Origin of the sequence: Burkholderia sp. 8Y, assembly GCF_902506145.1 — a bacterium.
Classification (GTDB): Bacteria; Pseudomonadota; Gammaproteobacteria; order Burkholderiales; family Burkholderiaceae; genus Caballeronia.
Genome location: NZ_LR733520.1, coordinates 194,115 through 219,637, shown reverse-complemented (window position 1 = coordinate 219,637; position 25,523 = coordinate 194,115). Strand labels below are relative to the sequence as shown.

Here is a 25,523-nt window from a genome sequence, read left to right as displayed (position 1 = left end):
GCCTTCGCCACGCAGAACGTCATGCAGCGCGCGCCGACTATTCGACCGAAAGCCTGTTGTCGCGCTGCGTGATATGCGCGATCACGGGATCGCTTTCGTTGAGCGCGAGCACGTTCGGACCGATGGAATAGAACGCGGTGTAGCCCAGTTCGCCGAGGAACGTCCTGATCACTTGCTCGTCGTTCTTGAGCACTTCGACCAGCATGACGGGCGCGCAGCGTTTGATCGTTTCACTCGCGCCCTGAAGCACGTCCAGTTCCATGCCTTCCACGTCGAGCTTCATGAGATCGACACGTTCGAGCGTCAATGAGTCGATGCTCACCATCGGCACCGTGACGCACTTGTCCGGATCGTACGAGATCGTCTGTCCGATTGCTTCGGGCGTCGCGCGCTCGCGCAGTTCGAGACTGCCGAAGCTCGCCGCCGAAAAATAATCGGGTTGAGGAATACTGATTTCGCCGCTCGACTCGCCGAGCGCCGCGAGCCGCGCGCGCGCGTTCAGGCAGTTGTTGAGCGCGAGATTGCCCGCCAGCGCGTAATACACCACTTCCTGTGCCTCGAAACTCAGCACGCGTCCCCAGCCGTGCATGTGACGCGCCCATTCCACCGAATGCACGCCGATATTCGCGCCTCCGTCGATGGCAAAGACACCGTCTCCGAAATATCGGCGGCGCATGGAAAGGACGTCGAGCACGAATCTGACTTCGTCGGCGTCGAAACACGAGTGACTGAGAATCTGCTGCCCCACACCGAACGAGAAGTTATTCCGGGTGTGATGGTCATGTCGATTGACGATCATCGTGCCGTGATTCGAAGCGGCGAGCACGAAAGCGATCGGGCGATGCGGAAGCTGCATTACAGAGACGCTTAAAAATTGGCGGGTGCGCAGTTTGGCCGCTTCCCAGCCATTAAGCAATGAAACCGGGCATTCGAAGTGTCACAAATCGCCGAGTCATCGAAGCCCGCAGCATCAGTTAGCGAGTGCGTATTGAAGCGCGATGCCCGCGAATAACACGCCGCCCAGCCAGTTGTTGTGTTTGAAGGCGGCGAAGCACGCCATGCGCTCGCGGTGGCGAATAAGCCGATAGTGATACGCCGCGCAGCCGGCAGCGCCCAGCCAGCCGAGCCAGTACGGCCAGCCGAAGCGAAGCGTCACGCCAATGCCCGCGTACACCGCGAGCGTCGCCGCGTAGCACAGCATCACGGCGAGCACGTCGTAGCGGCCAAAGGTGAGCGCCGATGTGCGGATGCCGATCTTGATGTCGTCGTCGCGATCGACCATCGCGTATTCCGTGTCGTAGGCGACCGACCAGAATACGTTGGCCGCGAGCATGATCCACGCGATCACCGGCACGTGATCCTGCACGGCGGCAAAGGCCATCGGAATGCCGAAGCCGAACGCGATGCCCAGATACGCCTGCGGAATCGCGAAGAATCGCTTGGTAAACGGATACGTGCCCGCGACGAACAGCGCGAACACCGAGAGTTCCTTCGTGCGCGTGTTGAGCGGCAGGATCAGCAGGAACGCGGCGAGCGAGAGCGCCGCCGCGAGCGCCACCGCTTCCCACGCCTTGATCTTGCCGGACGTGATCGGCCGCTCGGCGGTGCGCTTCACGTAGCGGTCGAAGTCGCGGTCGGCGTAATCGTTGATCGCGCAGCCCGCCGAGCGCATCAGCAGCGTGCCGATCGCGAAGATGACAATGAGCATCGGCGACGGGCGCCCATCGGAGGCGATCCACAGCGCGTTGAGCGTCGGCCACAAGAGCAGCAGGCTGCCGATGGGCTTGTCCAGGCGCACGAGGCGCATATAGAGCGGAAGACGGGCGAGCATGGAAAGCGGTCGAAGCGTGGGATCGGTTATTTTAGACCAGCCTTCGCGCGGTCTTGAAAAGCAAAAAACCCGTGCAGACCGCCGCACGGGTTGTCGAAGCGAAGGAGAAAACCGCTTTACGCCAGCATCGAGCGCAGCATCCACGCGGTCTTTTCGTGCGTCTGCATGCGCTGCGTCAGCAGGTCGGCGGTCGGTTCGTCGTTGGCGGCTTCCGTCGCCGGGAAAATCTCGCGCGCCGTGCGAACGACCGCTTCCTGGCCTTCGACGAGCTGGCGAATCATGTCTTCGGCTTCGGGCACGCCTTCGGCTTCCGGAATCGACGAGAGCTTCGCGAACTCGCGATAGCTGCCCGGCGCATGCACCCCCAGCGCGCGAATGCGCTCGGCGATCGAATCGACCGCCGTCGCCAGTTCCGTGTATTGCGTCTCGAACATCAGGTGCAGCGTGTTGAACATCGGCCCCGTGACGTTCCAGTGGAAGTTGTGCGTCTTCAGGTACAGCGTGTAGGTGTCCGCGAGCAGCCGGGACAGGCCGTCGGCGATCCGCTTGCGGTCTTTGTCGTTGATGCCGATGTTGACGGCAGGTGCAATGCCTTTCTTCGCCATGATGACTCCGTGAAAGAGTGATTCGAACGTGGTGCTGTCGCGCGCGACGCATTGTTTCGCCGTGCGGCGTTTCGAGCGCCCGACAGTGTAGCTTAGAAACGTGGCGCTTTCCTTGTGCGGCAAGGCTTTGCCGCCCGCCGGCGCAGAAGATGGCGTCAGGCGAATCCGCCCGCGCCATGCAGCGCGCTCGCGACGACGAGCCCGTATGCCGCCGCCACGATTCCGAATGCGAGTGCGACGCGCGCACCGCGCGTTGCCCGGCGGCTCGTCGCTTCCAGGCGATCCACCGCCTGGCCGATGATGTTCAGTGTCTGGGTCATGATCCTTTCTCCTTGTTTCCCGTACGACCGTTGCCGCCGCCGCAGCGGACTCAGACAGCGGCCGTGTCTTCTTCGTCGATGTCCTTGTTCACGTCGATCCGTTGCCCGAGCCGGGCGAGCGCATCGGCGACGCCTTGCGCATAAGCCGGATCGGCGCGGCGGAAATGCTCGATCTGCCGCGTGACGATCTCGTTCGGCACGCCATGAATGTGCCGCGCGATGTTGCCGAAGAGGCGCTCGCGCTGCGCTTTGTCGAACAGGCGAAAGAGCGCGCCGGGCTGGCTGTAGTAATCGTCGTCCTCGCGATGGTCGTAGCGGTCCACCGCGCCCGCCGCGAGCGGCGGCTCGTTGACGCTCGCATCCTGCGCGAAGTCGCCGAAGCGGTTCGGCTCGTAGTTCACGCGCCCGCCGAGATTGCCGTCGACGCGCATCCCGCCATCGCGATGGAACGGATTCGCCACCGGCGTGCGCGGCGCGTTCACCGGAATCTGATGGTGATTGATGCCGAGCCGATAGCGTTGCGTGTCGCCGTACGAAAAGAGGCGCCCTTGCAACAGCCGGTCCGGCGAGAAGCCGATGCCCGGCACCACGTTCGCCGGCGTGAACGCCGACTGCTCGACGTCCGCGAAATAGTTCTGGGCGTTGCGGTTCAGTTCGATCACGCCGACATCGATCAGCGGATAGTCCTTATGCGGCCAAACTTTCGTGATGTCGAACGGATTGATGCGGTACGTCGCCGCGTCGGCTTCCGGCATGATCTGCACGCGGAAATTCCAGCGCGGGAAGTTGCCGCGGTCGATGTTATCCACGAGATCGCGCTGCGCGCTTTCGCGGTCGGCGGCGATCACCGCGGCCGCTTCGGCGTCCGTGAAGTTTTCGAGCGGCTGCTGCGACTTGAAGTGGAACTTCACGTAAAAACGCTCGCTATCCGCGTTGATGAACGAGAAGGTGTGCGAACCGAAGCCGTGCATCTGCCGATAGTTCTTCGGAATGCCGCGATCGCTCATCAAAATCGTCACCTGATGCAGCGACTCGGGGTGACGCGACCAAAAGTCCCACGCCGCCACATTGCTGCGCAGGTTCGTGTACGGATCGCGCTTTTGCGTGTGAATGAAGTCGGGAAACTTAAGCGGATCGCGAATGAAGAACACCGGCGTGTTATTACCGACCACGTCCCAGTTGCCTTCTTCCGTATAAAACTTGATGGAGAAGCCGCGCACGTCGCGTTCGGCGTCGGCTGCGCCGCGTTCGCCGGCGACCGTCGAAAAGCGCATGAAAATGGGCGTTTCCTTGCCGATTTCGGAGAAGAGCTTCGCCTTCGTATAGCGCGAGATATCGTGCGTCACGCGCAACGTGCCGAACGCGCCGGAACCTTTTGCATGCACGCGGCGCTCGGGAATCACTTCACGGTCGAAATGCGCGAGTTTCTCGATCAGCCAGAAATCCTGCAGCGTCACGGGGCCGCGCGGACCGGCCGTCTGCGAGTTCTGATTGTCTCCGACGGGCGCGCCGCTGGCGGTGGTGAGTCGTTGGGTCGTCATCGTGATGCTCCGGGTTTTGAGTTGGCTTGGGATGAGGGAGGCGTCGGGTGCTGTTCGCTCACGCGGTTCGGGCGAAGGCGGCGAGGACGTCGAGCGCGACGGCGCGCAGTTCGAACCACGGCGTCGATGCTTGAGCGGTACTGTTCGTGGCTGGCTCCGGGGATGTCATCGCTCTGTTCCTCTTATCTTGTGTCAGAGCCGGGCGGCTCTCTGGGAACAGAGCTTATCAAACCTATCGAATGACGCCATTCGATTAATTTTATTTATTCGATAGGCGGACGGCGCGGGGGGCCGTCAGGGCGTCACACGCTGCTGAGCGGATCGGAGCCGTAGCGGTTCACGCCTTCGGTGCCGCGCGAGCACACCCAGACCAGCACCACGATATTGCCGACGACCGGCACGAACGCAACGAGGTATAACCATCCGGAGCGGTCGGTGTCATGCAGTCGTCGAACGGTGACAGCGAGATTCGGCAGAATTAGCACGAGAATAAGGATATACGCGACCGGAAAGGCGACTGCCGAATGCCCTGTCATTTGCGCGATGAGGAATCCGAAAAACCAGACAATTGTCGCGAAAAGCTGGAAGTACCAATACTCCGAACGGCGCGCACGGCCTTTGAATGTAGCGAATTTCTGAATCAAAGCGACGCGAACTGCTTCGAAAAATCCCATTGTTATCCTCGTTCTGTTATTAGGCGCAGCGCACGGGCCACCCCGGGAGCGGGATTTTAGGGCGCGATAGAACTAATGTTTATCCTCAAAGCCAGGAATCAACCAAAAAACACAAACCGCATCTGTCGCCGGCAATTGCAAATAAAAAAAACCGCGTCCCTTTGGAGAACGCGGTTCGATTCGATAACGAAACCCAGTCGCTTAATTCACCGCCACCGGCATATCCAGCTTTTTAACGCCCGGCAAATCACACGCGGCAATGGCATCGGAAATGGCGTCGATTGCTGGCAGTCGCGTGAAACTCTTTCGCCAGGCGAGCACGACGCGCCGATCCGGCACCGGCTCGTCGAACGCGACGTAACTGAGCAAGCCGGAATCGATGCCCGGCGCGTGAGGCTTCACTTCCATGACCGACATGCGCGGCAGCACCGTGATGCCGACGCCGCTCGCGACCATATGCCGGATCGTTTCCAAAGACGAGCCTTCGAAGGTCTTCTGAATGCCGTCAGCGTTCTGCGAGAAGCGCATCAGTTCCGGACAAACGCCGAGCACGTGATCGCGGAAGCAATGACCGCTGCCGAGCAGCAGCATGGTTTCCTGCTTGAGATCGTCCGGATCGATCTTGCTGCGGTTCTCCCACGCGTGACCCGACGGCATCGCGACGACGAACGGCTCGTCGTACAGCGCGCGCACCATCAGCCCCGTTTCGGGAAACGGCAGCGCCATGATCGCCACGTCGATTTCGCCCTGCTTCAGCAGTTCGATCAGCTTGAGCGTGTAGTTTTCCTGGAGCATCAGCGGCATTTGCGGGACCGACTTGATCATCTGCTTCACGAGCGTCGGCAGGAGATACGGCCCGATCGTGTAGATCACGCCCAGCCGCAGCGGCCCGACCAGCGGATCCTTGCCCTGCTTGGCGATCTCCTTGATGGCGAGCGTCTGTTCGAGCACGCGCTGCGCCTGCGTGACGATCTGCTCGCCGATCGGCGTGACGCTGACCTCGTTCGTGCCGCGCTCGAAGATCTGCACGTTCAGTTCGTCTTCGAGTTTCTTGATTGCCACCGACAGCGTCGGCTGGCTGACGAAGCACGCCTCGGCGGCGCGGCCGAAGTGCCGCTCGCGCGCCACCGCGACGATGTACTTCAATTCAGTGAGCGTCATTGGGGACCAATGGAAGACATGGATTCAATAGGTTTGAGTTATACACCTGCGAACGCCGGTTAGACAATGTGGATTTCCGGCGCGCTGGCAAAACCCGCGAATCAAATAGGGACCGACGAAACGCCGGCAAGTTCGCCGCCTATGCCTTCAGATACTGCTCGCGTGCGCCGAGCCACCGCGCGAGATGCCGTTCGACCGCCTCCGGGAACGCGTCGAGCATCTGTTGCGCCGCCTCCCGCGCAGGCTCGATCAGCCAGCCGTCCTGCTCCAGACTCGCGAATCGCAGCATGGCCTCGCCCGACTGACGCGCGCCGAGGAATTCGCCGGGACCGCGTATTTCGAGATCGCGCCGCGCGATCTCGAAGCCGTCGGTGGTTTCGCGCATCGTCTGCAAGCGCGCGCGCGCCGTCTGCGACAGCGGATTGGAATACATCAGCACGCAGACGGACGCCGCGCTGCCCCGCCCCACGCGCCCGCGCAACTGATGCAACTGCGCGAGGCCGAAGCGCTCCGCGTGCTCGATCACCATCAGCGACGCATTCGGCACGTCCACGCCGACTTCGATCACGGTGGTCGCCACCAGCAATTGCACGTCGTTGCGCGTGAACGCATCCATGACCGCGGCTTTCTCGGCGGGCGCGAGCCGCCCGTGAACCAGCCCGACGCGCAGTTCGGGCAGCGCGGCGACGAGCGTCTCGTACGTCTCGACGGCCGTCTGCAGCTGCAAGGTCTCGCTTTCCTCGATCAGCGGACACACCCAGTAGACCTGCCGCCCGGTGAGCGCCGCCTCGCGCACCCGGCCGATGATTTCGTCGCGCCGGCCATCGGAGACGATTTTGGTCAGAATCGGCGTGCGGCCCGGCGGCAATTCGTCGATGGTGGACACGTCGAGATCCGCGTAGTACGTCATCGCCAGCGTCCGGGGAATGGGCGTCGCGGACATCATCAATTGATGCGGCTGGAAGTCGCGCGCGCCGTCGGCGGCTTTCTGCGCCTTCGCGCGCAACGCGAGCCGCTGCGCGACGCCGAAGCGATGCTGCTCATCCACGATCACGAGGCCGAGACGCGCGAATTCGACCGTGTCCTGGATGATCGCGTGGGTGCCGATGACGAGTTGCGCCGTGCCGAGCGCCGCCGCCTCCGACGCGGCGCGCTTCTCCTTCGCCTTAAGACTGCCGGCGAGCCACGCCACCGACACGCCGAGCGGTTCCAGCCAGCCCCTCAGCTTGCGCGCGTGCTGTTCCGCGAGAATTTCAGTCGGCGCCATGAGCGCGGCCTGATAACCGGCGTCGATGGCCTGCGCCGCCGCGAGCGCCGCCACGATGGTCTTGCCGCTGCCGACATCGCCTTGCAGAAGGCGCTGCATCGGATACGCGAGCGTCAGTTCGCCCGCGATCTCCGCGACGACGCGCTCCTGCGCGCCGGTCAGCCGGAACGGCAGCGCACGCAGCAGGCGCGTGACGAGCGAATCGGCATCGGTTGCGGCGCGGCGCGGCATGGCGGGCGCGGCGCGCGTGCGGCGCTCGGCGTGGGCGCGCTTCAACGAAAGCTGCTGCGCGAGGAGTTCCTCGAACTTGATGCGCGTCCACGCCGGATGCGTGCCGTCGATGAGCGCGGTTTCGTCGGAATCCGCGCGCGGGTGATGCAGCGTCTTCACGGCGTCGAAGAGTCCCGGCAGATTCAGCGGCGCAAGATGCGCGCGCGCGACCGGCTCCGGCAGGAGTTCGGGCAAGGAGACGCGTGTGAGCGCATTGTCGATGGCCTTGCGCAAATATCCTTGCGAAATGCCCGCGGTCGACGGATAGACCGGCGTGAGCGCCTGCGGCAACGGCGTATCGCCATCGACGGGGCGCACCGCCGGGTGCACCATTTCCAGCCCGAAGAAGCCGCCCCGCACGTCGCCGCGCACGCGCAGACGCGTGCCGATGGCCATCTGCTTGACCTGCGAACCGTAGAAGTTCAGAAAGCGGAGCGTCAGTTCGTCGCCGGCGTCGTCCTGAATCTTGACGAGCAACTGGCGTCGCGGCCGATAGGCAATCTCGTTGTCGAACACAATGCCTTCGGTCTGCGCAATGTCGCCGGGGATCAGTTCGGCGATCGGGGTGAGCGACGTTTCGTCCTCGTAGCGCATCGGAAGATGCAGCACGAGGTCGATGTCCGACTTGAGGCCGAGTTTCGCGAGCTTGTCCGCGGTCTTGACGACGGGCTTGGGCTTCTTCGCCGCGTCGTCGCCGCTCTTGGCGCTCTCGGCGCGCTTGGCCGCCGGCCCCGCCGCGAGCGTGGCGCCAGGCTCGGCGCTCGCAAGCGCATCGGCCGGGGATGACAGGCGACGGTCGGACAAAGGCATCTAATCTCTTCGCAAGTACAATGTGAGGTTTGTTCGGCGCTGGTGCCTGCTGGTGCTGTTTGATGCCTGGTATCAGCTTCGTTCGCACGACTTCAAGCCATGTTCACGCTTTCCGATTTCGATTTTAATCTGCCGCCCGAGCTGATCGCGCAGACCGCGCTCGCCGAGCGCAGCGCGAGCCGCCTGCTCGAAGTGGACAACCGCACGGCGCCCGTCACGCTGACCGACCGGCGCTTTGCCGAACTGCCCGACCTGATCGAGCCCGGCGATCTGCTCGTCTTCAACGATACCAAAGTCCTGAAGGCGCGGTTCTTCGGCCAGAAGGCCAGTGGCGGGCGCGTGGAAGTGCTGGTCGAGCGTCTCACCGGTCCGACGACCGCTCTCGCCCAGATTCGCGCGAGCAAGAGTCCGGTGGCGGGCAGCAGCATCAGGCTGGCGGATGCGTTCGACGTGAGCGTCGGCGAGCGCGTCGAGCCGTTCTACACGCTGCATTTTCCGGCCGATTGCCTGACGCTCATCGAGCAATACGGCCGCTTGCCGCTGCCGCCGTATATCGAGCACGACGCCGACGCCTACGACGAATCGCGCTACCAGACCGTCTATGCGGCCAATCCCGGCGCGGTGGCCGCGCCCACGGCCGGCCTGCATTTCGACGACGCCCTCTTCGCCCGGCTGGATGCGCGCGGCGTCGAACGCGCGACGCTCACGCTGCACGTCGGCGCGGGCACGTTTCAGCCGGTGCGCGTCGAGAACATCGCGGAGCACAAGATGCATAGCGAGTGGTACGCGCTGCCGCAGACGCTCGTGGATCGCATCGCGGCGGTCAAGGCGCGCGGCAACCGCGTGATCGCCGTCGGCACGACCTCCATGCGCGCGCTCGAAGCCGCCGCCCGCGACGCCGGCGAGGCGGGCCGCGCGCTCGCCGCAACGAGCGCGGAAACCGACATTTTCATCACGCCGGGCTATGAATTCCGCATCGTCGACCGGCTCGTGACGAACTTCCACTTGCCGAAATCGACGCTGATGATGCTCGTCTCCGCGTTCGCCGGCATCGAGACGATCCGCGAGGCGTACCGTCACGCAATCGACGCCCGTTACCGCTTCTTCAGCTACGGCGATGCCATGCTGCTCACGCGCGCTTAAGCTTTTTCAACCGACGCGCCGGACTGTTCTCCGGTAGCACAGGAATCCACATGATCGAGAATCACACCCCGCCGGACAACGGCCTCAAGTTCGAACTGCTGACGACCGACGGCCAGGCACGCCGCGGCCGCCTCACGCTCAACCACGGCGTCATCGAAACGCCGATATTCATGCCGGTAGGCACATACGGCACCGTGAAGGCGATCCAGCCGCGCGAGCTTGAAGAAATTCGCGCGCAGATCATTCTCGGCAACACGTTTCACCTGTGGCTGCGGCCCGGGCTGGAGACGATCGGCGCGCACGGCGGCCTGCATCGCTTCATGGGCTGGAACCGGCCGATCCTCACCGATTCCGGCGGTTTTCAGGTCTTTTCGCTCGGCGATCTGCGCAAGATCACCGAAGATGGCGTCACGTTCGCCTCGCCGATCAACGGCGACCGGCTGTTCCTGTCGCCCGAAGTGTCGATGCAAATCCAAAAAGTGCTGAATTCGGACATCGTCATGCAGTTCGACGAATGCACGCCCTACGCGACCAACGGCGTGCCCACTTCGCACAACGACGCCGCCGACTCCATGCGAATGTCGATGCGCTGGGCGAAGCGTTCCATCGACGAATTCACGCGGCTCGGCAACCCGAATGCGCTCTTCGGCATCGTGCAGGGCGGCATGTTCGAAGACCTGCGCGACGAATCGCTCGCGGGGCTGTCGGACATCGGCTTTCACGGCTTCGCCATCGGCGGGCTGTCGGTCGGCGAGCCGAAGGAAGACATGATGCGGGTGCTGAACCACATCGGTCCGAAACTGCCTGCCGACAAGCCGCATTACCTGATGGGCGTCGGCACGCCGGAAGATCTCGTGGCGGGCGTGGCGGCGGGCGTCGACATGTTCGACTGCGTGATGCCCACGCGCAATGCGCGCAACGGCTGGCTTTTCACGCGCTTCGGCGACCTCAAGATCAAGAACGCGACGCACAAGAATTCGACGAAACCGCTCGACGAAAGCTGCGGCTGCTACACCTGCCGCCATTTCACGCGCGCGTACCTGCATCACTTGCATCGCGTGGGCGAAATTCTCGGCGCGCAACTCAACACGATTCACAACCTGCATTACTACCTGCAATTGATCGGCGAAGTGCGCGAGTCGATCGAGAATCACACCTTCGACGCGTTTCGCAAGACGTTCGCGGAGAACCGGGCGCGCGGGGTCGACTAAGCCTTCGCCGGCTGCGGCGCGGCCGGCATTACAATTGCCTTTCTATCGCTCGCCAAAACCGCTCGCGCGGGCCTAACGGCTTGATGCCAAAGCGCATTCCGGCGGCTTGCCGACATGGGCGGGTGGTAGAATGTCGGGCTAATTTCTGAGCCTGTTTTTTGAATCGCCATTTCGACGTATAACGGAGAGACCAACGTGTCGTTCATTTCCAATGCCTTTGCACAAGGCGCCACCGCAGGCAGCGCGGAATCGAGCCTGATGAGCTTCCTGCCCCTGATCCTGATGTTCGCGGTGCTGTACTTCATCATGATCCGTCCGCAGATGAAGCGGCAGAAGGAGCATCGCAACATGCTGGCCGCCATGGCCAAGGGCGACGAAGTGGTGACCAACGGCGGTATCGTCGGCAAGGTGACGAAGGTGTCCGAAGCGTATGTCGGCGTTGAAATCGCCGAAGGCACGGAAATCACGGTGCAAAAGGCTTCCGTCACGACTATTCTCCCCAAGGGCACCATCAAGTCGCTGTAAGGCCAGATTCTTTCGCGTCCGGCGCGGCCTCGCTCCGAGTCCTCCGAGTCAAACGAGTCACTCAACCGGCTCGTCGCGCATAACGCCGGACGCGCTCTCCCCCGAAGCCAACTTTCTGTTCGGCCATCCCCATGAATCGTTATCCCCTTTGGAAGTATGTCGTGATGCTGGTGGCGCTCGTCATCGGCCTCGTGTACACGCTCCCCAATTTCTTCGGCGAAGCGCCCGCCGTGCAGGTGTCGAGCGGCAAGGCGACCGTCAAGCTGGATTCATCCACGCTCGCCAATGTGGAAGGCGCGCTCGCCGCGAGCCACATCACGGCCGACGAAGTCACGTTCGACAATTCGCAGACCAACGGGAACATCCGCGTGCGCCTGAAGGACACCGACACGCAGTTGCGCGTGAAGGATCTGTTGACGAAATCGCTCAACAGCGACCCGACCGACCCGGCCTACATCGTCGCGCTGAACCTGCAAAGCGCCTCGCCGCGCTGGCTGACGGCCCTGCACGCGCTGCCGATGTATCTCGGTCTCGATCTGCGCGGCGGCGTGCACTTCCTGCTTCAGGTGGACATGGCCGGCGCGCTGAACAAGAAGCTGGATTCGGACGCCGCCGACGCGCGCACTTACCTGCGCGATCGCAACATTCGCGATGGCGGCGTGAATCGCGTGGGGCAATCAGTCGTCGTGAATTTCTCGGATCAGGCGGTCGCGGACAATGCGCGCACGCTGCTTTCCACTGGCGTCGCCGAGCTTCAATGGACGACGCGTCAGGGCGGCGACGGCGTTCAGGTGGTCGGCATGTTTTCGGCGGGCACGCAGCGGACCGTGGAAGACGGCGCGCTCAAGCAGAACATAACGACGCTGCATAACCGGGTGAACGAACTCGGCGTCGCGGAGCCGGTGATCCAGCAACAAGGCTCGGACCGCATCGTGGTCGAACTGCCGGGCGTGCAGGATACGGCGAAGGCGAAGGACATCATCGGCCGCACGGCGACGCTCGAAGCGCGCCTTGCCGATCCGGTCAACACGTACGCTTCTGGCCCGAACGATCCCGTTCCTCCCGGCGACGAAGCCTTCAAGCAGGGCGACCGCACCGTTTTCCTGCGCAAGCAGGTCATCTTCACCGGCGACCGCATCATCGACGCCTCCGCGGGCTTCGACGATCACCAGCGTCCGTCCGTGAACATCCGTCTCGACTCGGCCGGCGGGCGCGCGGTGGGCGCGGTCTCGCGCGACAACATCGGCAAGCCGATGGCCATGGTGCTCTTCGAAAAGGGCAAGGGCGAAGTGCTGACGGTCGCGACCATCCAGTCCGAACTCGGCGACCGCTTCCAGATCACCGGCCAGCCCACGCCGCAAGCCGCCACCGACCTCGCGCTGCTCCTGCGCGCCGGCTCGCTCGCGGCGCCGATGGACATCATCGAGGAACGCACGGTCGGACCGAGCCTTGGCGCGGACAACATCAAGAAGGGCTTCGATTCGGTCACGTACGGTTTCGCCGCGATCGCCGTCTTCATGGTCGTGTACTACATGCTGTTCGGCCTGATCTCCATGCTCTCGCTGTCGGTGAACCTGCTCTTGCTCGTCGCGATTCTTTCGATGCTGCAGGCTACGCTGACGCTGCCGGGCATCGCCGCTATCGCGCTCGCGCTCGGTATGGCGATCGACGCGAACGTGCTGATCAACGAGCGTATCCGCGAAGAACTCCGTAACGGCGCGCCGCCGCAGACCGCGATTCAGGAAGGCTTCAAGCACGCCTGGGCGACGATTCTCGATTCGAACGTCACCACGCTGATCGCCGGTCTTGCGCTGCTCGCGTTCGGCTCCGGCCCGGTGCGCGGCTTCGCGGTCGTGCACTGTATCGGCATTCTGACGTCGATGTTCTCGGCCGTGTTCTTCTCGCGCGGCCTCGTGAATCTGTGGTACGGCGGCAAGAAGAAGCTGAAGTCGCTGGCTATCGGGCAAGTGTGGCGTCCGGAAGGCGCGAGCGCCGAATCCGCCGCCGCGGCTTATCTCGCGGCGCAGCGCGGCGACGAAGCGGTCGTCGAGGAAGTTGTTCCTGCCGCCCGCAGCCAAGGCAAGACGCGCGCTCCCGCCGCGCCGCGCGGAACCGCTCAGACGGCCGCTCGCACCGGCAAGCCGACCGTGCGCCGCCGCTCGGGCCCCGGCATCGATCAACAGAAACCGGGCCAGTCTCACTGAAGCCCTGAGCCCCGGAGAAACAAAACATGGAATTCTTCCGCATTCGCCGCGACTTGCCGCTGATGCAGCGCGCGTTGATCTTCAACGCCATCTCGCTCATCACGTTCCTCGCGGCTGTCTTTTTCCTCGTGCATCGCGGGCTGCATCTGTCGGTGGAGTTCACCGGCGGCACGGTCATCGAAGTGCAGTATCCGCAGGCCGTGCCGCTCGAACCGGTGCGCGGCACGCTGGCGAAGCTCGGTTACGGCGACGCCCAGGTGCAAAACTTCGGCACCTCGCGCGACGTGCTGATCCGCCTGCCGCTCAAGCAAGGACTCACGTCAGCGCAGCAGAGCGATCAGGTGATGAGCGCACTCAAGTCGAACGACGCGCAAGTGACCTTGCAGCGCGTCGAGTTCGTCGGGCCGCAGGTCGGCAAGGAACTCGTCACCAACGGGCTGGCGGCGCTGGCGTGCGTGGTGATCGGCATCGTGATCTATCTGTCGTTTCGCTTCGAATGGAAGTACGCGGTGGCGGGCATCATCGCCAACCTGCACGACGTGGTGATTATTCTCGGCTTCTTCGCCTACTTCCAGTGGGAGTTCTCGCTCTCGGTGCTAGCGGCGATTCTCGCGGTGCTCGGCTATTCGGTGAACGAGTCGGTCGTTATCTTCGACCGGATTCGCGAGACATTCCGCAAGCAGCGCAAGATGACGGTGATCGAAGTCATCAACCACGCGATCACGAGCACGATGTCGCGAACCATCATCACGCACGGCTGTACCGAAATGATGGTGCTCTCGATGTTCTTCTTCGGCGGTCCGACGCTGCATTACTTCGCGCTCGCGCTGACCGTGGGTATTCTGTTCGGTATCTACTCGTCGGTGTTCGTGGCCGCCGCGCTCGCCATGTGGTTCGGCGTCAAGCGCGAAGATCTGATGAAGGACAAGAAGGACAAGTACGATCCGAACGACCCGAACGCGGGCGCTCAGGTTTAACGCTCCTTTAACGCGCAAAAGCAAAGGGCCGGTCTCGATGACCGGCCCTTTTCATTTCTCTTGCGCGATGCGCTGAGACTTACTGCTTCACGCCTTCAGCCTGGATATGCAGCACCGTCTTCAGGCTGAAGCCGTACGACTTGCCGTAGTCCATTCCGAAGTCGCCGCGATCGAACGTCGCGGTCGCTTCCGTGCCGCAGACTTCCTTCTTCATCATCGGGTTCACGAAGCACTTGAAGCTTTCGACCTTCAAATTGAGCGGCTTCGTCACGCCGTGCATCGTCAGCGTGCCGATCACTTCTGCCGGCTTGTCGCCGTCGAAACGGATGGACGTGCCCTTGTACACGGCCGTCGGGTACTTGGCGGCATCGAAGAATTCCGGCTTTTGCAGATGCTCGTCGAGTTTGGCGTTGCCCGTGTTGATTGACGACACGTCGATCGTCACGTCGACCGTGCCGGTCTTCGCCGCGCGGTCGAGCACCACGGTGCCGCTGCTCTTGTTGAACTTGCCGCGCCACGTCGACACGCCGCCGAAGTGGTCCGCCTCGAAGCTCGGATACGTGTGGTTCGGGTCGAGCTGGTACGTGTCAGCGGCCATCGCGCTGAAAGAAAGGCCGGCTGCGAGCGCGCCGGCGGCGATCATCGAAAACGTGTTCAAGTGCTTCTCCTGACTGATTGAGCGTTGAGTCTACGAAATTGAACCGGACCGCCGCTTACTTCCTGGCGGCGACGATATGAAACTTGATGACGACATCGTCCGCGACCACCGACGTATCCTTCCACTCGCCCGTGCCCACGTCGAACTGCGTGCGCTTGATCGGCAGGGAGCCGTCGAAGGTTTCGGTCGCGCCCTGCTGCGTGATGGTGACGGGCACGGTGACCGACTGCGACTTGCCCTTGATCGTGATCTTGCCCGTCACCTTGTACTGGTTGCCCCCCGCTGGCGCAATCGCGCTGGAAACGAACGTGGCGGTCGGATACGTCGCGCTGTCGAACCACTCCTTGCCGCGCACCTGCTTGTTGTAGTCGTCGTCGCCGAGGTCGTAGCTGCCGGTGTCGATGGTGATGTTCGCGCTGCCCGCCGCAGGCTTCGCCGGATCGAAGGCAATCTGCGCGGTGAACTTGTTGAACTTGCCGTCCGTGGGGACGTTCATCTGCTTCGACGTGGCGACGACCGAGCTTTTCGCCATGTCCACTTGCGCCTGTGCGCCCGTTGCCGTGGCGAGCGATGCGGCGGCTACCGCAGCCAGCATCCAACCATTGAGTTTCAGTTTCATGTGTGCCTTGTTTGAACGAATCGACGAGCAACCGGTATTGGAAATCAAAAGCATGCGGGAACCAACAGCGGGCCGGAAACGCCCTGCCAACAGCGAGGAAATAATCGAATCGTGCGCCGCGCTCACTTGATGAACGGCAGCATGCGCCCGAGCAAGCCGTCGCGATCGACGAAATGATGCTTGAGCGCCGCGAGGACGTGCATCGCGACCAGCACCAGCAGCCCGTAGTTCAGCGCCACATGCACGATGCGCAGCGTCGCCTTCAGCGCCTTGTCCGGCCCGATGATCGTCGGCAGCGGCAGCACGCCGAGATACACCACCTGCAAGCCCGCCGCCGAGCTGTAGAGATAGCCGGATGCGGGAATCACGATCATCAGCGCGTAGAGCAGCACATGCGTGACGTGCGCCGCGCCCTGCTGCCAGCGCGGCATACCGGCAGGCATGGACGGCGCGCGATGCGTGATGCGCCACGCGAGCCGCAGCGCCGCGAGCGCGAACACGGTCACGCCGATCCACTTGTGCCACGAGAAGTACTTGAGCTTCGTGGGCGTGAAGCCGGGAATATCGGTCATGATCCAGCCGAGATAGAAGCCGCCCACGATCAGAAGCGCGATGAGCCAGTGAAACGCGATCGCCGTCGCGCCGTATCGCTCCACCGGGGTTGCCTGCGGGATGCCAACGCTGCTTTCCATGATGCTGATGTCCTGTCTTGATTTGCGTGATGTGCGTGACGTGCATTTGGCCGATGCATGCGCCGCCATGCTACCCGAACAACGCCGAATTGCCAGCGTGCGCGCACAGGCGTGCCGCGAATGCCCGGAGCCAGCACTGGCGCGGCTTTGCGCCGGTTTACAGCCGATGTGCCGCGTTCATGCAACGAACTATTCCGCTCATGCAACGGTCGATGCATCCGGGCGCGGCGGCGCGGCTCGGACCACAGCCCGAAGTGAACGAAGACGCCGGCGCATTTATTCCGCACGGAGCCGCGCCCGCCACGATCACGCCGGCCGTATCGTCGCGCGTCATCGGTGTTTGATACCATGCTGCTACCGTACGCGCTGGCCCGGGACTTGCTCTTACTGCGCCGGGCCCAACTTGCGGCGCCATACGAACACGCGTGAGAAGGCCCGGCATCGACCATGAATGTGAACGATTCAGAAGAACTGATCGCGTGCCACGAGTGCGACGCGCTCTTCAAGAAGCGCGCGCTTCCCGAGCACAGCACCGCGAACTGTCCGCGATGCGGCGCGCGGCTTTATCGCGGCGCCACGCCCCATCTCGACCGCATCTGCGCGACGACGCTCGCCGCGCTCATCACCTTCGTCATCGCGCAGGCGTTTCCCATCGTCGAGCTCGATGCGAACGGCATCACGTCGCAGACGACGCTCATCGGCGCAATCATCGCGCTGTGGGGCGAGCACATGGAGTTCGTCGCGGTGCTCGTGTTTTGCGCGACCATCCTGTTTCCGCTTTGTGAACTCGCCGCGCTGCTCTACGTGCTGATGCCCGTGCGCGCCGGTTACGTGCCGCCGGGCTTTCACGTCACGCTGCGCGCGATCCAGTTCATGCGGCCGTGGGGCATGATCGAAGTGTTCATGCTGGGCGTGCTGGTCACGCTCGTGAAGATGCTGAGCGTCGCGCGCGTGATTCCGGAGGCTGCGCTCTTCGCGTTCGGCGCGCTGACGTTGATGGTGGCGGTCGTCGTCAGTTTCGATCCACGCTCGCTGTGGGATATCGCCAGCGGCCTTCCGCGCCGTAAGCGCGCGCCTGTCGCGCCACCCGTGAGGCAGAAATCGTGACCGACACCCCGCGCGACGCGGGCTCGTCCGAGCCCGGCGCCGAACCGCCCACGCTGTACACGACGGCCTCGCGCGAGCGTGTCGTCGGGTGCCACGCCTGCGGCCTCGTGCAGCCGCTCGCGCGCACGGTCGAGAAGCAGCGTTGCACGCGCTGCGGCGCGGCCGTGCACCGGCGCAATCCGGACAGCATCGCGCGCACGTGGGCGCTGCTCATCAGCGCGGCGATCCTCTACATTCCCGCGAACGTCTATCCGATGCTGCACACGTCTTCCATTCTCGGCGCGGAGGACGACACCATCATGAGCGGCGTCGCGCTGTTCTGGAGCGATGGCGACTATCCGCTCGCGGCAGTCATCTTCATCGCGAGCATTCTGGTGCCGATGCTCAAGCTCCTCTCGCTCGCGTTTCTGCTCGTGAGCGTGCAGCGGCGATCGACGTGGCGCCCGCGTCAGCGGACAACGTTATTTCGCATCGTCGAAGGCATCGGCCGATGGTCGATGCTCGATATCTTCGTCGTCACGCTCACCGTCGCGCTCGTGCGCTTCAAGTCGGTCGCGGTCATCACGGCGGGGCCGGCCGCGCTCGCGTTCGCGTCCGTCGTCGTCTTGACGATGCTCGCGTCCATGCAGTTCGACCCACGTCTGATATGGGACAACATAGAACCGTCAGGAAAGAAATATGACTAGTGCCCAAGGTCCGAATGGGCCGGATACGCCGGATACGCCGGATGCGCCGAAGACTCCCGAGGAACCGAGCGGCGGCGCACTGCCGTCGACATTGCCCGAACCCGTGATCGAGCCGCGCAGCCGCTGGCTGCCTTCGCTCGTGTGGGTCATTCCGATCGTCGCGGCGCTGATCGGCGTGTTTCTCGTCGTGAAAACCGTGTCGAGCCGTGGCCCCACGGTCACGATCAGCTTCGTGAGCGCCGAAGGGCTGGAACCCGGCAAGACCAAGGTCAAGTTCAAGGACGTGGACATCGGCACCGTCAAGACCATCACGCTGTCGAAAGACCATTCGCGCGTGCTCGCCGATGTGCAGCTCACGAAAGAAGCCACCGACTTCGCCGTGAAGGACACGCGCTTCTGGGTCGTGCGCCCGCGCGTCGCGGCAAGCGGCGTGACGGGTCTCTCGACGCTGCTTTCGGGCGCGTACATCGGCGCGGACGCGGGCAGGTCGACCGAGGACCAGAACTACTTCGTCGGGCTGGAGACGCCGCCTGCCGTCACCGGCGACCAGAAAGGGCACACGTTCACGCTGCACGGCGAGTCGCTCGGCTCGCTCGATATCGGCTCGCCCGTGTATTACCGGCGCGTGCAGGTCGGCCAGGTCACGGCGTTTTCGCTCGATAAGGACGGCACCGGCGTGACGATGCAGGTCTTCGTGAACGCGCCGTACGACCAATACGTCGGCACCAACTCGCGCTGGTGGCACGCGAGCGGCGTCGATCTGCGGCTGGATTCGAGCGGCTTCACGCTCAATACACAGTCGCTCGCGACCGTCGTGCTCGGCGGCATCGCGTTCCAGACGCCGCCGAATCAACAAGCCGGCGCGCAGGCAAAGGAGAACGCGACCTTCCGCCTCGCCTCGGATCAGGCCGACGCGATGCGCGATCCCGACGGCGATCCCGTGCACGTCGTGATGAATTTCAATCAGTCGTTGCGCGGTTTGTCGGTGGGCGCGCCGGTCGATTTCCGCGGCATCGTGCTCGGACAGGTGACGGGCATCGGCGTCCGATACGACCAGCAGACGCATGCGTTCATGATGCCCGTGACCATCGACCTATATCCGGACCGGCTCGGCCGCCGCGCGAAAGCCGCGCTGCCCGAACAGGGAACGGAGGAGAGCCACGACATGCTGGAACTGCTCGTCAAGCGCGGCCTGCGCGGACAGTTGCGAACGGGCAATCTGTTGACGAGCCAGCTTTACGTCGCGCTCGACTTCTTCCCGAAGGCGGCGCCCGCGAAGGTCGTCGTGGGCAGCGATCCGATCGAACTCCCGACGGTTCCGAACACGCTCGACGAGTTGCAACTGCAGATTGCCGACATCGCGCGCAAGCTGGACAAGATCCCGTTCGACCAGATCGGCACGAATCTCAACGGCTCGCTGAAGAACGCGAACACGCTTTTCGATCAACTCAACAAGGAAGTCATGCCGGAGATGCGCGACACGCTCACGCAGGCGAAGAAGACCTTTGGCGCGGCGCAATCGACGCTTGAACAAGACTCGCCGCTTCAGTCCGACGTGCATCAGGCGATGCAGGAACTGACGCGGACGCTTCAATCGCTCAATGCGCTGGCTGATTATCTGGAGCGTCATCCGGAATCGCTGCTGCGCGGCAAATCGGAGGACAAACCATGAGGTTCGGCGCGTTGTTGTTGACCGTGGGCGCGGCGGGCGTGCTGTGCGCGTGCGCCTCGTCGCCGTCGAGCCGGTTCTACACGCTCGGCGGCGCGGCGCCGACGCCGGCGGCCGTGTCGTCCTCGGCGGCGGCGTTCTATTTCCAGCTCGCGCCGGTGGACATGCCCGAGCAGGTCTCGCGCAATCAGATGGTGGTGCAGACGAGTCCCGCGCAGGTGAGCGTGCTCGAACAGGAACGCTGGGCCTCGCTTCCGGGCGACGAAGTGCGGCGCGCGCTGTCGAGCGATCTGTCGCAGCAACTGAACGCGATCGATGTCTATGGCACGCCGTATCCGGAGTCGGCGCCGGTGTATCGCGTGACCGTGAAGGTGCAGCGGTTCGAATCGTGGCCGGGGTCGCGGGCCGTCATCGATGCGGTCTGGAGCGTGCGCGCCGCCGGCTCGCAGTCGGTGATGACCTGCCGCACGATCGCGGACGAGCCGGTCGGCGACGGCTACGGCGCACTCGTCGACGGGCATCGCAAGGCGGTGGATGCGCTCGCCACGGCTATTTCGGCGGGCGTGCGCAGTCTCGCCACGCTGCCGCTCGCCGCAGCGACGGCCTCGTCCGCGAAGGGCAAGGCGGCCGCCGCGAAGACCCTGCCCGCGCCGGTTCTCCCCTGCCCGGCATCGGGCGGGGCGACGACCGCGAGCACGCAATAAACTCGACGCGCGCTGCGTGCCGCGAACGCATAGGAACCCGATGTTTTCCGCGTGCTGCCGGCCGGTTTCGTCTGCTAATGAGCAGCACTGAGCGTCTCCCCGCAGCGGCATGTTGTCGGCAGACGACACCGCCGCGCGCCGCATCTCGAAAATGCGGTTGGCGCGTGCCCGCCCGGTTAAGATCGACCTCCGCTTTATCTGAAACGAACGCGAAGAATAGATGATGAAACTGATCGGTTCGCACACGAGTCCATTCGTCCGCAAGGTGCGGATCGTGATGGCGGAAAAGAAGATCGACTGCGAACTGGTGCTCGAAGATGTCTGGGCATCCGATTCGAAAATCCACGATTTCAACCCGCTTGGCAAAGTGCCGTGCCTGATTCTGGACGGCGGCGAAGCGGTGTTCGATTCGCGCGTGATCTGCGAGTACGTGGACACGCTCACGCCGGTCGGCAAGCTCTTGCCGCAGGAACGCCGCGAGCGGACCGAAGTGCGCTGCTGGGAGGCGCTCGCGGACGGCATGCTCGACGCCGCCGTGCTGATCCGCCTCGAAGGCGTGCTGCGCGACGAAGCGCAGCGCATCGAAATGTGGGTCGCGCGGCAACGGCACAAGATCGAGGACGGTCTGCGCGCGATGGCGCGCGTCGTCGACACGAAGCAATGGTGTTCCGCGAACCGCTTCACGCTGGCGGATATCGCCTGCGGCTGCGCGCTCGGCTATCTCGATTTCCGCATGCCGGAGTTGAACTGGCGCGAAGCGCATCCGGCGCTCGACAAGTTCTACGCGCGGCTCGCGCAACGGCAGTCGTTCATCGACACTGAACCGCGCTGAGTGCCGCACTCAACGTTCTGCCGAGGTTGTCCGGTCGGTAAAAACGAAACGCACATTTGACATCAATCTACTGAAAGATAGATAAACCGCCGCATCGATTGCATTTTCCACTGAGGCTTAACCGAGTTTTTCTGCGCAAAGGCTTGCTGGTGGAAGATGCGGCACGGTGGGAAGTCCGCGAAGGCGCCGGGCGGCCATCTCGCTCGCCAAAATCTATCTATCGAACGATAGGCAGAGCCGCGTCGGAAGCCGGGTTTTTCACAGAGTTATCCACAGGGTTATCTACCGCCGTACGGTCGCAGCGACTTCGTCCAGTCGCGCGCGCGTCTGAAACAATCGGCACGCGAGCAGGCTGCCCTGAAGCGCGGCGTATAGGGCGCGCGCTGCGGCTTCCGGTTTGCCGCCGGCATCGAGCGTATCCTGCGCCTCACCTTCCGCGAGAACCTTCGCGAGCCAGCTTTCGTTGGCGCGGAAGAACGCCTGAATGGCGTGGCGCACCTTCTCCGGCAACGACTCGATGTCCGCGGCGAGCATGCCGCACAGGCAAACCTGCGTGCCGTCGCCGATGATCCGCCCGAAGAGCTTCGTGTAGCGGTCGAGTTTTTTGTCGGCGGAGGCCGAACTGTCGATGGCATAAATCGACGACATTACGTCCGCGCTATAAGCGTTCACCGCTTCGAGCGCGAGATCTTCTTTCGTCGGAAAGTAGTAGTGAATGCTCGATGTCTTCACGCCGACGAGTTCCGACAAGTCGCGGTAGCTGAAGCCGTTGTAGCCGCGCTTCATCATGACCGTCTGCGCATGGTCCAGCAGCGCCTCGCGTACCGTGTTCTTGTCCATCGCGTGATTCAGCGTGAATTAGATGAATTCACTTTATCTACCGATAGGTAGAGCGTCAAGCACTTGTATCAAATGACTTTTTGTCGCGCGGTCAGAAAACCGCCTCGCGGCGCCCCCACCTGCGCGGTCCGGGGCGCGCCGCTGTCAGCTTTCGCTCGTGGCCGTCATCAACGGCGCGTGCGATGCCGCGCCGGCCGCCGCGCGCTCGATGATCCCGCCGCCGAGGCACACGTCGCCCTGATACAGCACCGCCGACTGCCCCGGCGTCACCGCCCACTGCGCTTCGTTGAAGCGCAATTCGAAGAGACCGTCGTCCGCAGCGGCGAAACGGCAGGCGGCGTCCTGCTGGCGATAGCGCGTCTTGGCCGCGCAGGCCGTGCCGTCATCCGGCGCGAAGCCCGCGACCCAACTGGTGTTCCCCGCGACGAGCGCGTGCGAGAGCAGCCACGGATGGTCGTGCCCCTGTACGACATACAGCGTGTTGCTCGCCATGTCCTTCCCGGCGACGAACCACGGCTCGCCGCTGCCGTCCTTCGCGCCGCCGATGCCGATGCCCTTGCGCTGCCCGAACGTATAGAACGCCAGCCCGATGTGCTCGCCGACGATCTTGCCGTCGGCCGTCTTCATCGGGCCGGGTTGCGTCGGCAGATAGCGGTTCAGGAAATCGCGAAACGGCCGTTCGCCGATGAAGCAGATGCCAGTCGAATCCTTTTTCTTCGCGTTCGGCAAGCCGATTTGCGCGGCGATTTCTCGCACTTTCGTCTTCGGGATTTCGCCGAGCGGAAACAGCGTTTTCGAAAGCTGCTGCTGATTCAGCCGATGCAGGAAGTACGACTGATCTTTGGTCGAATCGGTGGCCTTCAGCAACTGGAACAGGCCGTTCTGTTCGCGCACGCGGGCGTAATGGCCGGTCGCGATGGTCTCCGCGCCGAGCGACATCGCGTGATCGAGGAACGCCTTGAACTTGATTTCCGCATTGCACAGCACGTCCGGGTTCGGCGTGCGGCCGGCTGAATATTCGCGCAGAAATTCGGCGAACACGCGGTCCTTGTATTCGGCGGCGAAGTTGACCGCTTCGACGTCGATGCCGATCAGATCCGCGACCGACACGACATCGATCCAGTCCTGACGCGTCGAGCAGTATTCGCCGTCGTCGTCGTCTTCCCAGTTCTTCATGAAGAGGCCGACCACGTCGTAACCCTGCTCTTTCAGGAGCCACGCCGTCACCGACGAATCGACGCCGCCCGACATGCCCACCACTACTCTTCGCTTGCTCATAGGAATACCGCTTGGTTGGCGCGCGAGCGCCTCAGGACTGCCTCAGGAGCGCACCACCGGCGCGACCGAATGCGTATGGATGAAATCGAGCGGCACGCGCCGCCCGGCCAGATAATCGTCGACGCACTTCATCATGAGCGGCGTGCGATGCTGCGCGGCCGTCGCGCGCAGTTCGTCGGGCGTGAGCCACATCGCGCGAACGATGCCCTGATCCAGCGCGCGCCCCGCCACTTCGCCCGCGGACCTGCCGCAGAACGTGAAGCGCAGATACGTGACATCGCGCCCGGGCCGCTGAAAGTACGTCATGTACGCGCCGACGAGCGCCTCCGGCTCGAAGCGATGCGCCGTTTCCTCCAGCGTCTCGCGGACGACCGCCTCGACGAGCGTTTCGCCCGCTTCGAGATGACCGGCCGGTTGGTTGATTCGCAGCCCTGCGGACGTGTGTTCCTCGATGACGAGGAAGCGCCCGTCCTGCTCGACAATCGCCGCGACCGTAACGTGAGGAGCCCAAGTATCTGATTTCATGGCCGACATTTTACCGTCAGCCGTCGAATCCCGTGCGCGCGGCCTAAGGGTTAGCGCGGGGTGCGATCCGGTGCCGGATCGCGTTTTCAGCGCATATTCTTCGGTTACAGTTAGACAGCCGTCCATCTAGCATCTGAAATCAAAAAGCAACCCCCGCTTCTCCCTCGCGCGTGGCCGCGCGCCGAGGCAAGAAAAGAAAAGACAGGAGGATTCAACATGCATATCGGAGTGCCTGCCGAGACGCGGGCGAACGAGGCGCGCGTCGCCGCCACGCCGGAGACGGTAAAAAAGCTCGTCGCGCAAGGGCACCGGCTTTCGGTGCAAAGCGGCGCGGGCGTGCCGGCAAGCTATATCGACGATGCGTTCGCGCAAGCGGGCGCCGATATCGTCGATGCCGCCACCGCGTTTTCAGCCGACATCGTGCTCAAGGTCCAGTCGCCGTCCGCCGAAGAACTCGCGACGATGAAACTGGGCACCGTGCTGATCGGCATGCTCGATCCTTTCAACACCGAGAACACCGCGCGGCTCGCAGCCGCAAACATCACCGCGTTCGCGCTCGAAGCCGCGCCGCGCACGACGCGCGCCCAGAGCCTCGACGTGCTGTCGTCGCAGGCGAACATCGCCGGATACAAGGCCGTGCTGATGGCCTGTCAGTACTACCAGCGATTCATGCCGATGCTCATGACCGCCGCCGGCACCGTGAAAGCGGCGCGCGTGCTGATCCTCGGCGCGGGCGTCGCAGGCCTCCAGGCGATCGCGACGGCCAAGCGCCTCGGCGCCGTGGTCGAAGCGTCGGACGTGCGGCCGGCGGTGAAGGAGCAGATCGAATCGCTCGGCGCGAAGTTCGTCGACGTGCCGTTCGAAACCGACGAGGAACGCGAGGCGGCGCAGGGCGTCGGCGGCTACGCGCGGCCCATGCCGCCGAGCTGGCTCGCGCGGCAGTCGGCGCTGGTGCACGAACGCGCGAAGGCGGCCGACATCGTGATATCCACGGCGCTGATTCCCGGCCGTCCCGCGCCGACGCTCATTTCCGTCGAAACGGTGAAGCACATGAAGCCGGGCTCGGTGATCGTCGATCTCGCCGCCGGGCGCGGTCCCGACTTCGAAGGCAGAAAAGGCGGCAACTGTCCGCTGACCGAAGTCGACCAGGTGGTGACGAAGCACGGCGTGCATATCGTCGGCCACACGAATCTGGCTTCGATGGTCGCCGCCGACGCCTCGGCGCTCTACGCGCGCAATCTGCTCGACTTCCTGAAGCTGATCCTGACGAAAGACGGCACGATCAACATCGACCTTGCGGACGACATCGTCGCGGCCACGCTCCAGTGCCGCGACGGACAGCTCGCCCGCGCGAGCGCCTGATACGGAGACCAC

Annotated in this window: 26 protein-coding genes; 12 read left to right on the top strand and 14 right to left on the bottom strand. The window is 63.6% G+C overall.

Annotated elements, in window-relative coordinates; genetic code table 11:
- Positions 1-37 precede the first annotated feature (37 nt).
- The 8 genes from GV035_RS11685 to recG all read right to left on the bottom strand — a co-directional run bounded on the left by GV035_RS11685 (position 38) and on the right by recG (position 8,479).
- The gene (locus GV035_RS11685) at positions 38-856 is read right to left on the bottom strand and encodes an FkbM family methyltransferase (protein ID WP_159835269.1); all 819 of its coding nucleotides are present in this window, start codon (positions 854-856) and stop codon (positions 38-40) included.
- A gap of 114 nt (positions 857-970) precedes the next feature.
- Positions 971-1,831: a 4-hydroxybenzoate octaprenyltransferase gene (gene ubiA, locus GV035_RS11680; protein ID WP_159835268.1), complete on the bottom strand. Its 861-nt coding sequence runs from the start codon at positions 1,829-1,831 to the stop codon at positions 971-973.
- A 116-nt stretch (positions 1,832-1,947) separates the two neighbouring features.
- Positions 1,948-2,436: a Dps family protein gene (locus GV035_RS11675; RefSeq protein WP_159835267.1), complete on the bottom strand. Its 489-nt coding sequence runs from the start codon at positions 2,434-2,436 to the stop codon at positions 1,948-1,950.
- Positions 2,437-2,591: 155 nt separating this feature from the next.
- Positions 2,592-2,756, bottom strand: a complete 165-nt coding sequence (locus GV035_RS11670) for a hypothetical protein (protein ID WP_159835266.1) — start codon at positions 2,754-2,756, stop codon at positions 2,592-2,594.
- Between the two features lie 50 nt (positions 2,757-2,806).
- Positions 2,807-4,297: a catalase gene (locus GV035_RS11665; protein WP_159835265.1), complete on the bottom strand. Its 1,491-nt coding sequence runs from the start codon at positions 4,295-4,297 to the stop codon at positions 2,807-2,809.
- A 302-nt stretch (positions 4,298-4,599) separates the two neighbouring features.
- Positions 4,600-4,971, bottom strand: a complete 372-nt coding sequence (locus tag GV035_RS11660) for a DUF805 domain-containing protein (protein WP_159835264.1) — start codon at positions 4,969-4,971, stop codon at positions 4,600-4,602.
- A gap of 201 nt (positions 4,972-5,172) precedes the next feature.
- A complete protein-coding gene (locus GV035_RS11655) occupies positions 5,173-6,132 on the bottom strand; it encodes a hydrogen peroxide-inducible genes activator (protein ID WP_159835263.1) in 960 nt (319 codons plus the stop codon).
- 139 nt (positions 6,133-6,271) lie between these two features.
- Positions 6,272-8,479, bottom strand: a complete 2,208-nt coding sequence (gene recG, locus GV035_RS11650) for an ATP-dependent DNA helicase RecG (RefSeq protein ID WP_159835262.1) — start codon at positions 8,477-8,479, stop codon at positions 6,272-6,274.
- Positions 8,480-8,578: 99 nt separating this feature from the next.
- Between recG and queA the strand changes: the two genes are divergently transcribed.
- The 5 genes from queA to secF all read left to right on the top strand — a co-directional run bounded on the left by queA (position 8,579) and on the right by secF (position 14,539).
- Positions 8,579-9,622 (top strand): tRNA preQ1(34) S-adenosylmethionine ribosyltransferase-isomerase QueA, encoded by a 1,044-nt coding sequence (gene queA / locus GV035_RS11645; RefSeq protein ID WP_159835261.1) that lies wholly within the window; start codon positions 8,579-8,581, stop codon positions 9,620-9,622.
- 50 nt (positions 9,623-9,672) lie between these two features.
- A complete protein-coding gene (tgt, locus tag GV035_RS11640; protein WP_159835260.1) occupies positions 9,673-10,833 on the top strand; it encodes a tRNA guanosine(34) transglycosylase Tgt in 1,161 nt (386 codons plus the stop codon).
- 195 nt (positions 10,834-11,028) lie between these two features.
- Positions 11,029-11,358 carry a preprotein translocase subunit YajC gene (gene yajC, locus GV035_RS11635; protein WP_159835259.1) on the top strand — a complete coding sequence of 110 codons (330 nt, stop codon included), beginning with the start codon at positions 11,029-11,031 and terminating at the stop codon, positions 11,356-11,358.
- 131 nt (positions 11,359-11,489) lie between these two features.
- On the top strand, positions 11,490-13,562 hold the full coding sequence (gene secD, locus GV035_RS11630; protein ID WP_159835258.1) for a protein translocase subunit SecD: 2,073 nt from the start codon (positions 11,490-11,492) through the stop codon (positions 13,560-13,562).
- Between the two features lie 26 nt (positions 13,563-13,588).
- On the top strand, positions 13,589-14,539 hold the full coding sequence (gene secF / locus GV035_RS11625) for a protein translocase subunit SecF (RefSeq protein ID WP_159835257.1): 951 nt from the start codon (positions 13,589-13,591) through the stop codon (positions 14,537-14,539).
- A gap of 79 nt (positions 14,540-14,618) precedes the next feature.
- On the opposite strand, the gene GV035_RS11620 is transcribed toward secF, so the two are convergent.
- The 3 genes from GV035_RS11620 to GV035_RS11610 form a co-directional block, all read right to left on the bottom strand.
- Positions 14,619-15,182 (bottom strand): YceI family protein, encoded by a 564-nt coding sequence (locus GV035_RS11620; RefSeq protein WP_201304027.1) that lies wholly within the window; start codon positions 15,180-15,182, stop codon positions 14,619-14,621.
- Positions 15,183-15,252: 70 nt separating this feature from the next.
- Positions 15,253-15,816: a YceI family protein gene (locus GV035_RS11615; protein WP_159835255.1), complete on the bottom strand. Its 564-nt coding sequence runs from the start codon at positions 15,814-15,816 to the stop codon at positions 15,253-15,255.
- Between the two features lie 122 nt (positions 15,817-15,938).
- Positions 15,939-16,508, bottom strand: coding sequence for a cytochrome b (locus tag GV035_RS11610; protein WP_159835254.1), 570 nt, complete (start codon positions 16,506-16,508; stop codon positions 15,939-15,941).
- Positions 16,509-16,708: 200 nt separating this feature from the next.
- Here GV035_RS11610 and GV035_RS11605 point away from each other — a divergent pair, with 200 nt between their 5' ends.
- The 6 genes from GV035_RS11605 (at position 16,709) to GV035_RS11580 (ending at position 21,506) form a co-directional block, all read left to right on the top strand.
- Entirely contained in the window at positions 16,709-16,852 is a 144-nt protein-coding gene (locus GV035_RS11605; RefSeq protein ID WP_159835253.1) for a hypothetical protein, read from the top strand.
- Positions 16,853-16,955: 103 nt separating this feature from the next.
- On the top strand, positions 16,956-17,615 hold the full coding sequence (locus tag GV035_RS11600) for a paraquat-inducible protein A (protein WP_159835252.1): 660 nt from the start codon (positions 16,956-16,958) through the stop codon (positions 17,613-17,615).
- Complete coding sequence (locus GV035_RS11595; RefSeq protein ID WP_442859554.1) at positions 17,612-18,301, top strand: paraquat-inducible protein A; 690 nt, start codon at positions 17,612-17,614, stop codon at positions 18,299-18,301. The genes GV035_RS11600 and GV035_RS11595 overlap by 4 nt, the downstream gene beginning before the upstream one ends.
- Complete coding sequence (locus tag GV035_RS11590; protein WP_159835251.1) at positions 18,294-19,973, top strand: PqiB family protein; 1,680 nt, start codon at positions 18,294-18,296, stop codon at positions 19,971-19,973. The genes GV035_RS11595 and GV035_RS11590 overlap by 8 nt, the downstream gene beginning before the upstream one ends.
- Positions 19,970-20,674 (top strand): PqiC family protein, encoded by a 705-nt coding sequence (locus GV035_RS11585; RefSeq protein WP_159835250.1) that lies wholly within the window; start codon positions 19,970-19,972, stop codon positions 20,672-20,674. The genes GV035_RS11590 and GV035_RS11585 overlap by 4 nt, the downstream gene beginning before the upstream one ends.
- Before the next feature lie 220 nt (positions 20,675-20,894).
- A complete protein-coding gene (locus GV035_RS11580; RefSeq protein ID WP_201303964.1) occupies positions 20,895-21,506 on the top strand; it encodes a glutathione S-transferase in 612 nt (203 codons plus the stop codon).
- Between the two features lie 282 nt (positions 21,507-21,788).
- On the opposite strand, the gene GV035_RS11575 is transcribed toward GV035_RS11580, so the two are convergent.
- From GV035_RS11575 to GV035_RS11565, 3 genes are all read right to left on the bottom strand, one after another.
- The gene (locus GV035_RS11575) at positions 21,789-22,346 is read right to left on the bottom strand and encodes a TetR/AcrR family transcriptional regulator (protein ID WP_159835249.1); all 558 of its coding nucleotides are present in this window, start codon (positions 22,344-22,346) and stop codon (positions 21,789-21,791) included.
- Between the two features lie 144 nt (positions 22,347-22,490).
- On the bottom strand, positions 22,491-23,624 hold the full coding sequence (mnmA, locus tag GV035_RS11570; protein ID WP_159835248.1) for a tRNA 2-thiouridine(34) synthase MnmA: 1,134 nt from the start codon (positions 23,622-23,624) through the stop codon (positions 22,491-22,493).
- Between the two features lie 42 nt (positions 23,625-23,666).
- Positions 23,667-24,149 (bottom strand): NUDIX hydrolase, encoded by a 483-nt coding sequence (locus tag GV035_RS11565; RefSeq protein ID WP_159835247.1) that lies wholly within the window; start codon positions 24,147-24,149, stop codon positions 23,667-23,669.
- Between the two features lie 216 nt (positions 24,150-24,365).
- Here GV035_RS11565 and GV035_RS11560 point away from each other — a divergent pair, with 216 nt between their 5' ends.
- Positions 24,366-25,511 (top strand): Re/Si-specific NAD(P)(+) transhydrogenase subunit alpha, encoded by a 1,146-nt coding sequence (locus GV035_RS11560; RefSeq protein ID WP_159835246.1) that lies wholly within the window; start codon positions 24,366-24,368, stop codon positions 25,509-25,511.
- Positions 25,512-25,523: the final 12 nt, after the last annotated feature.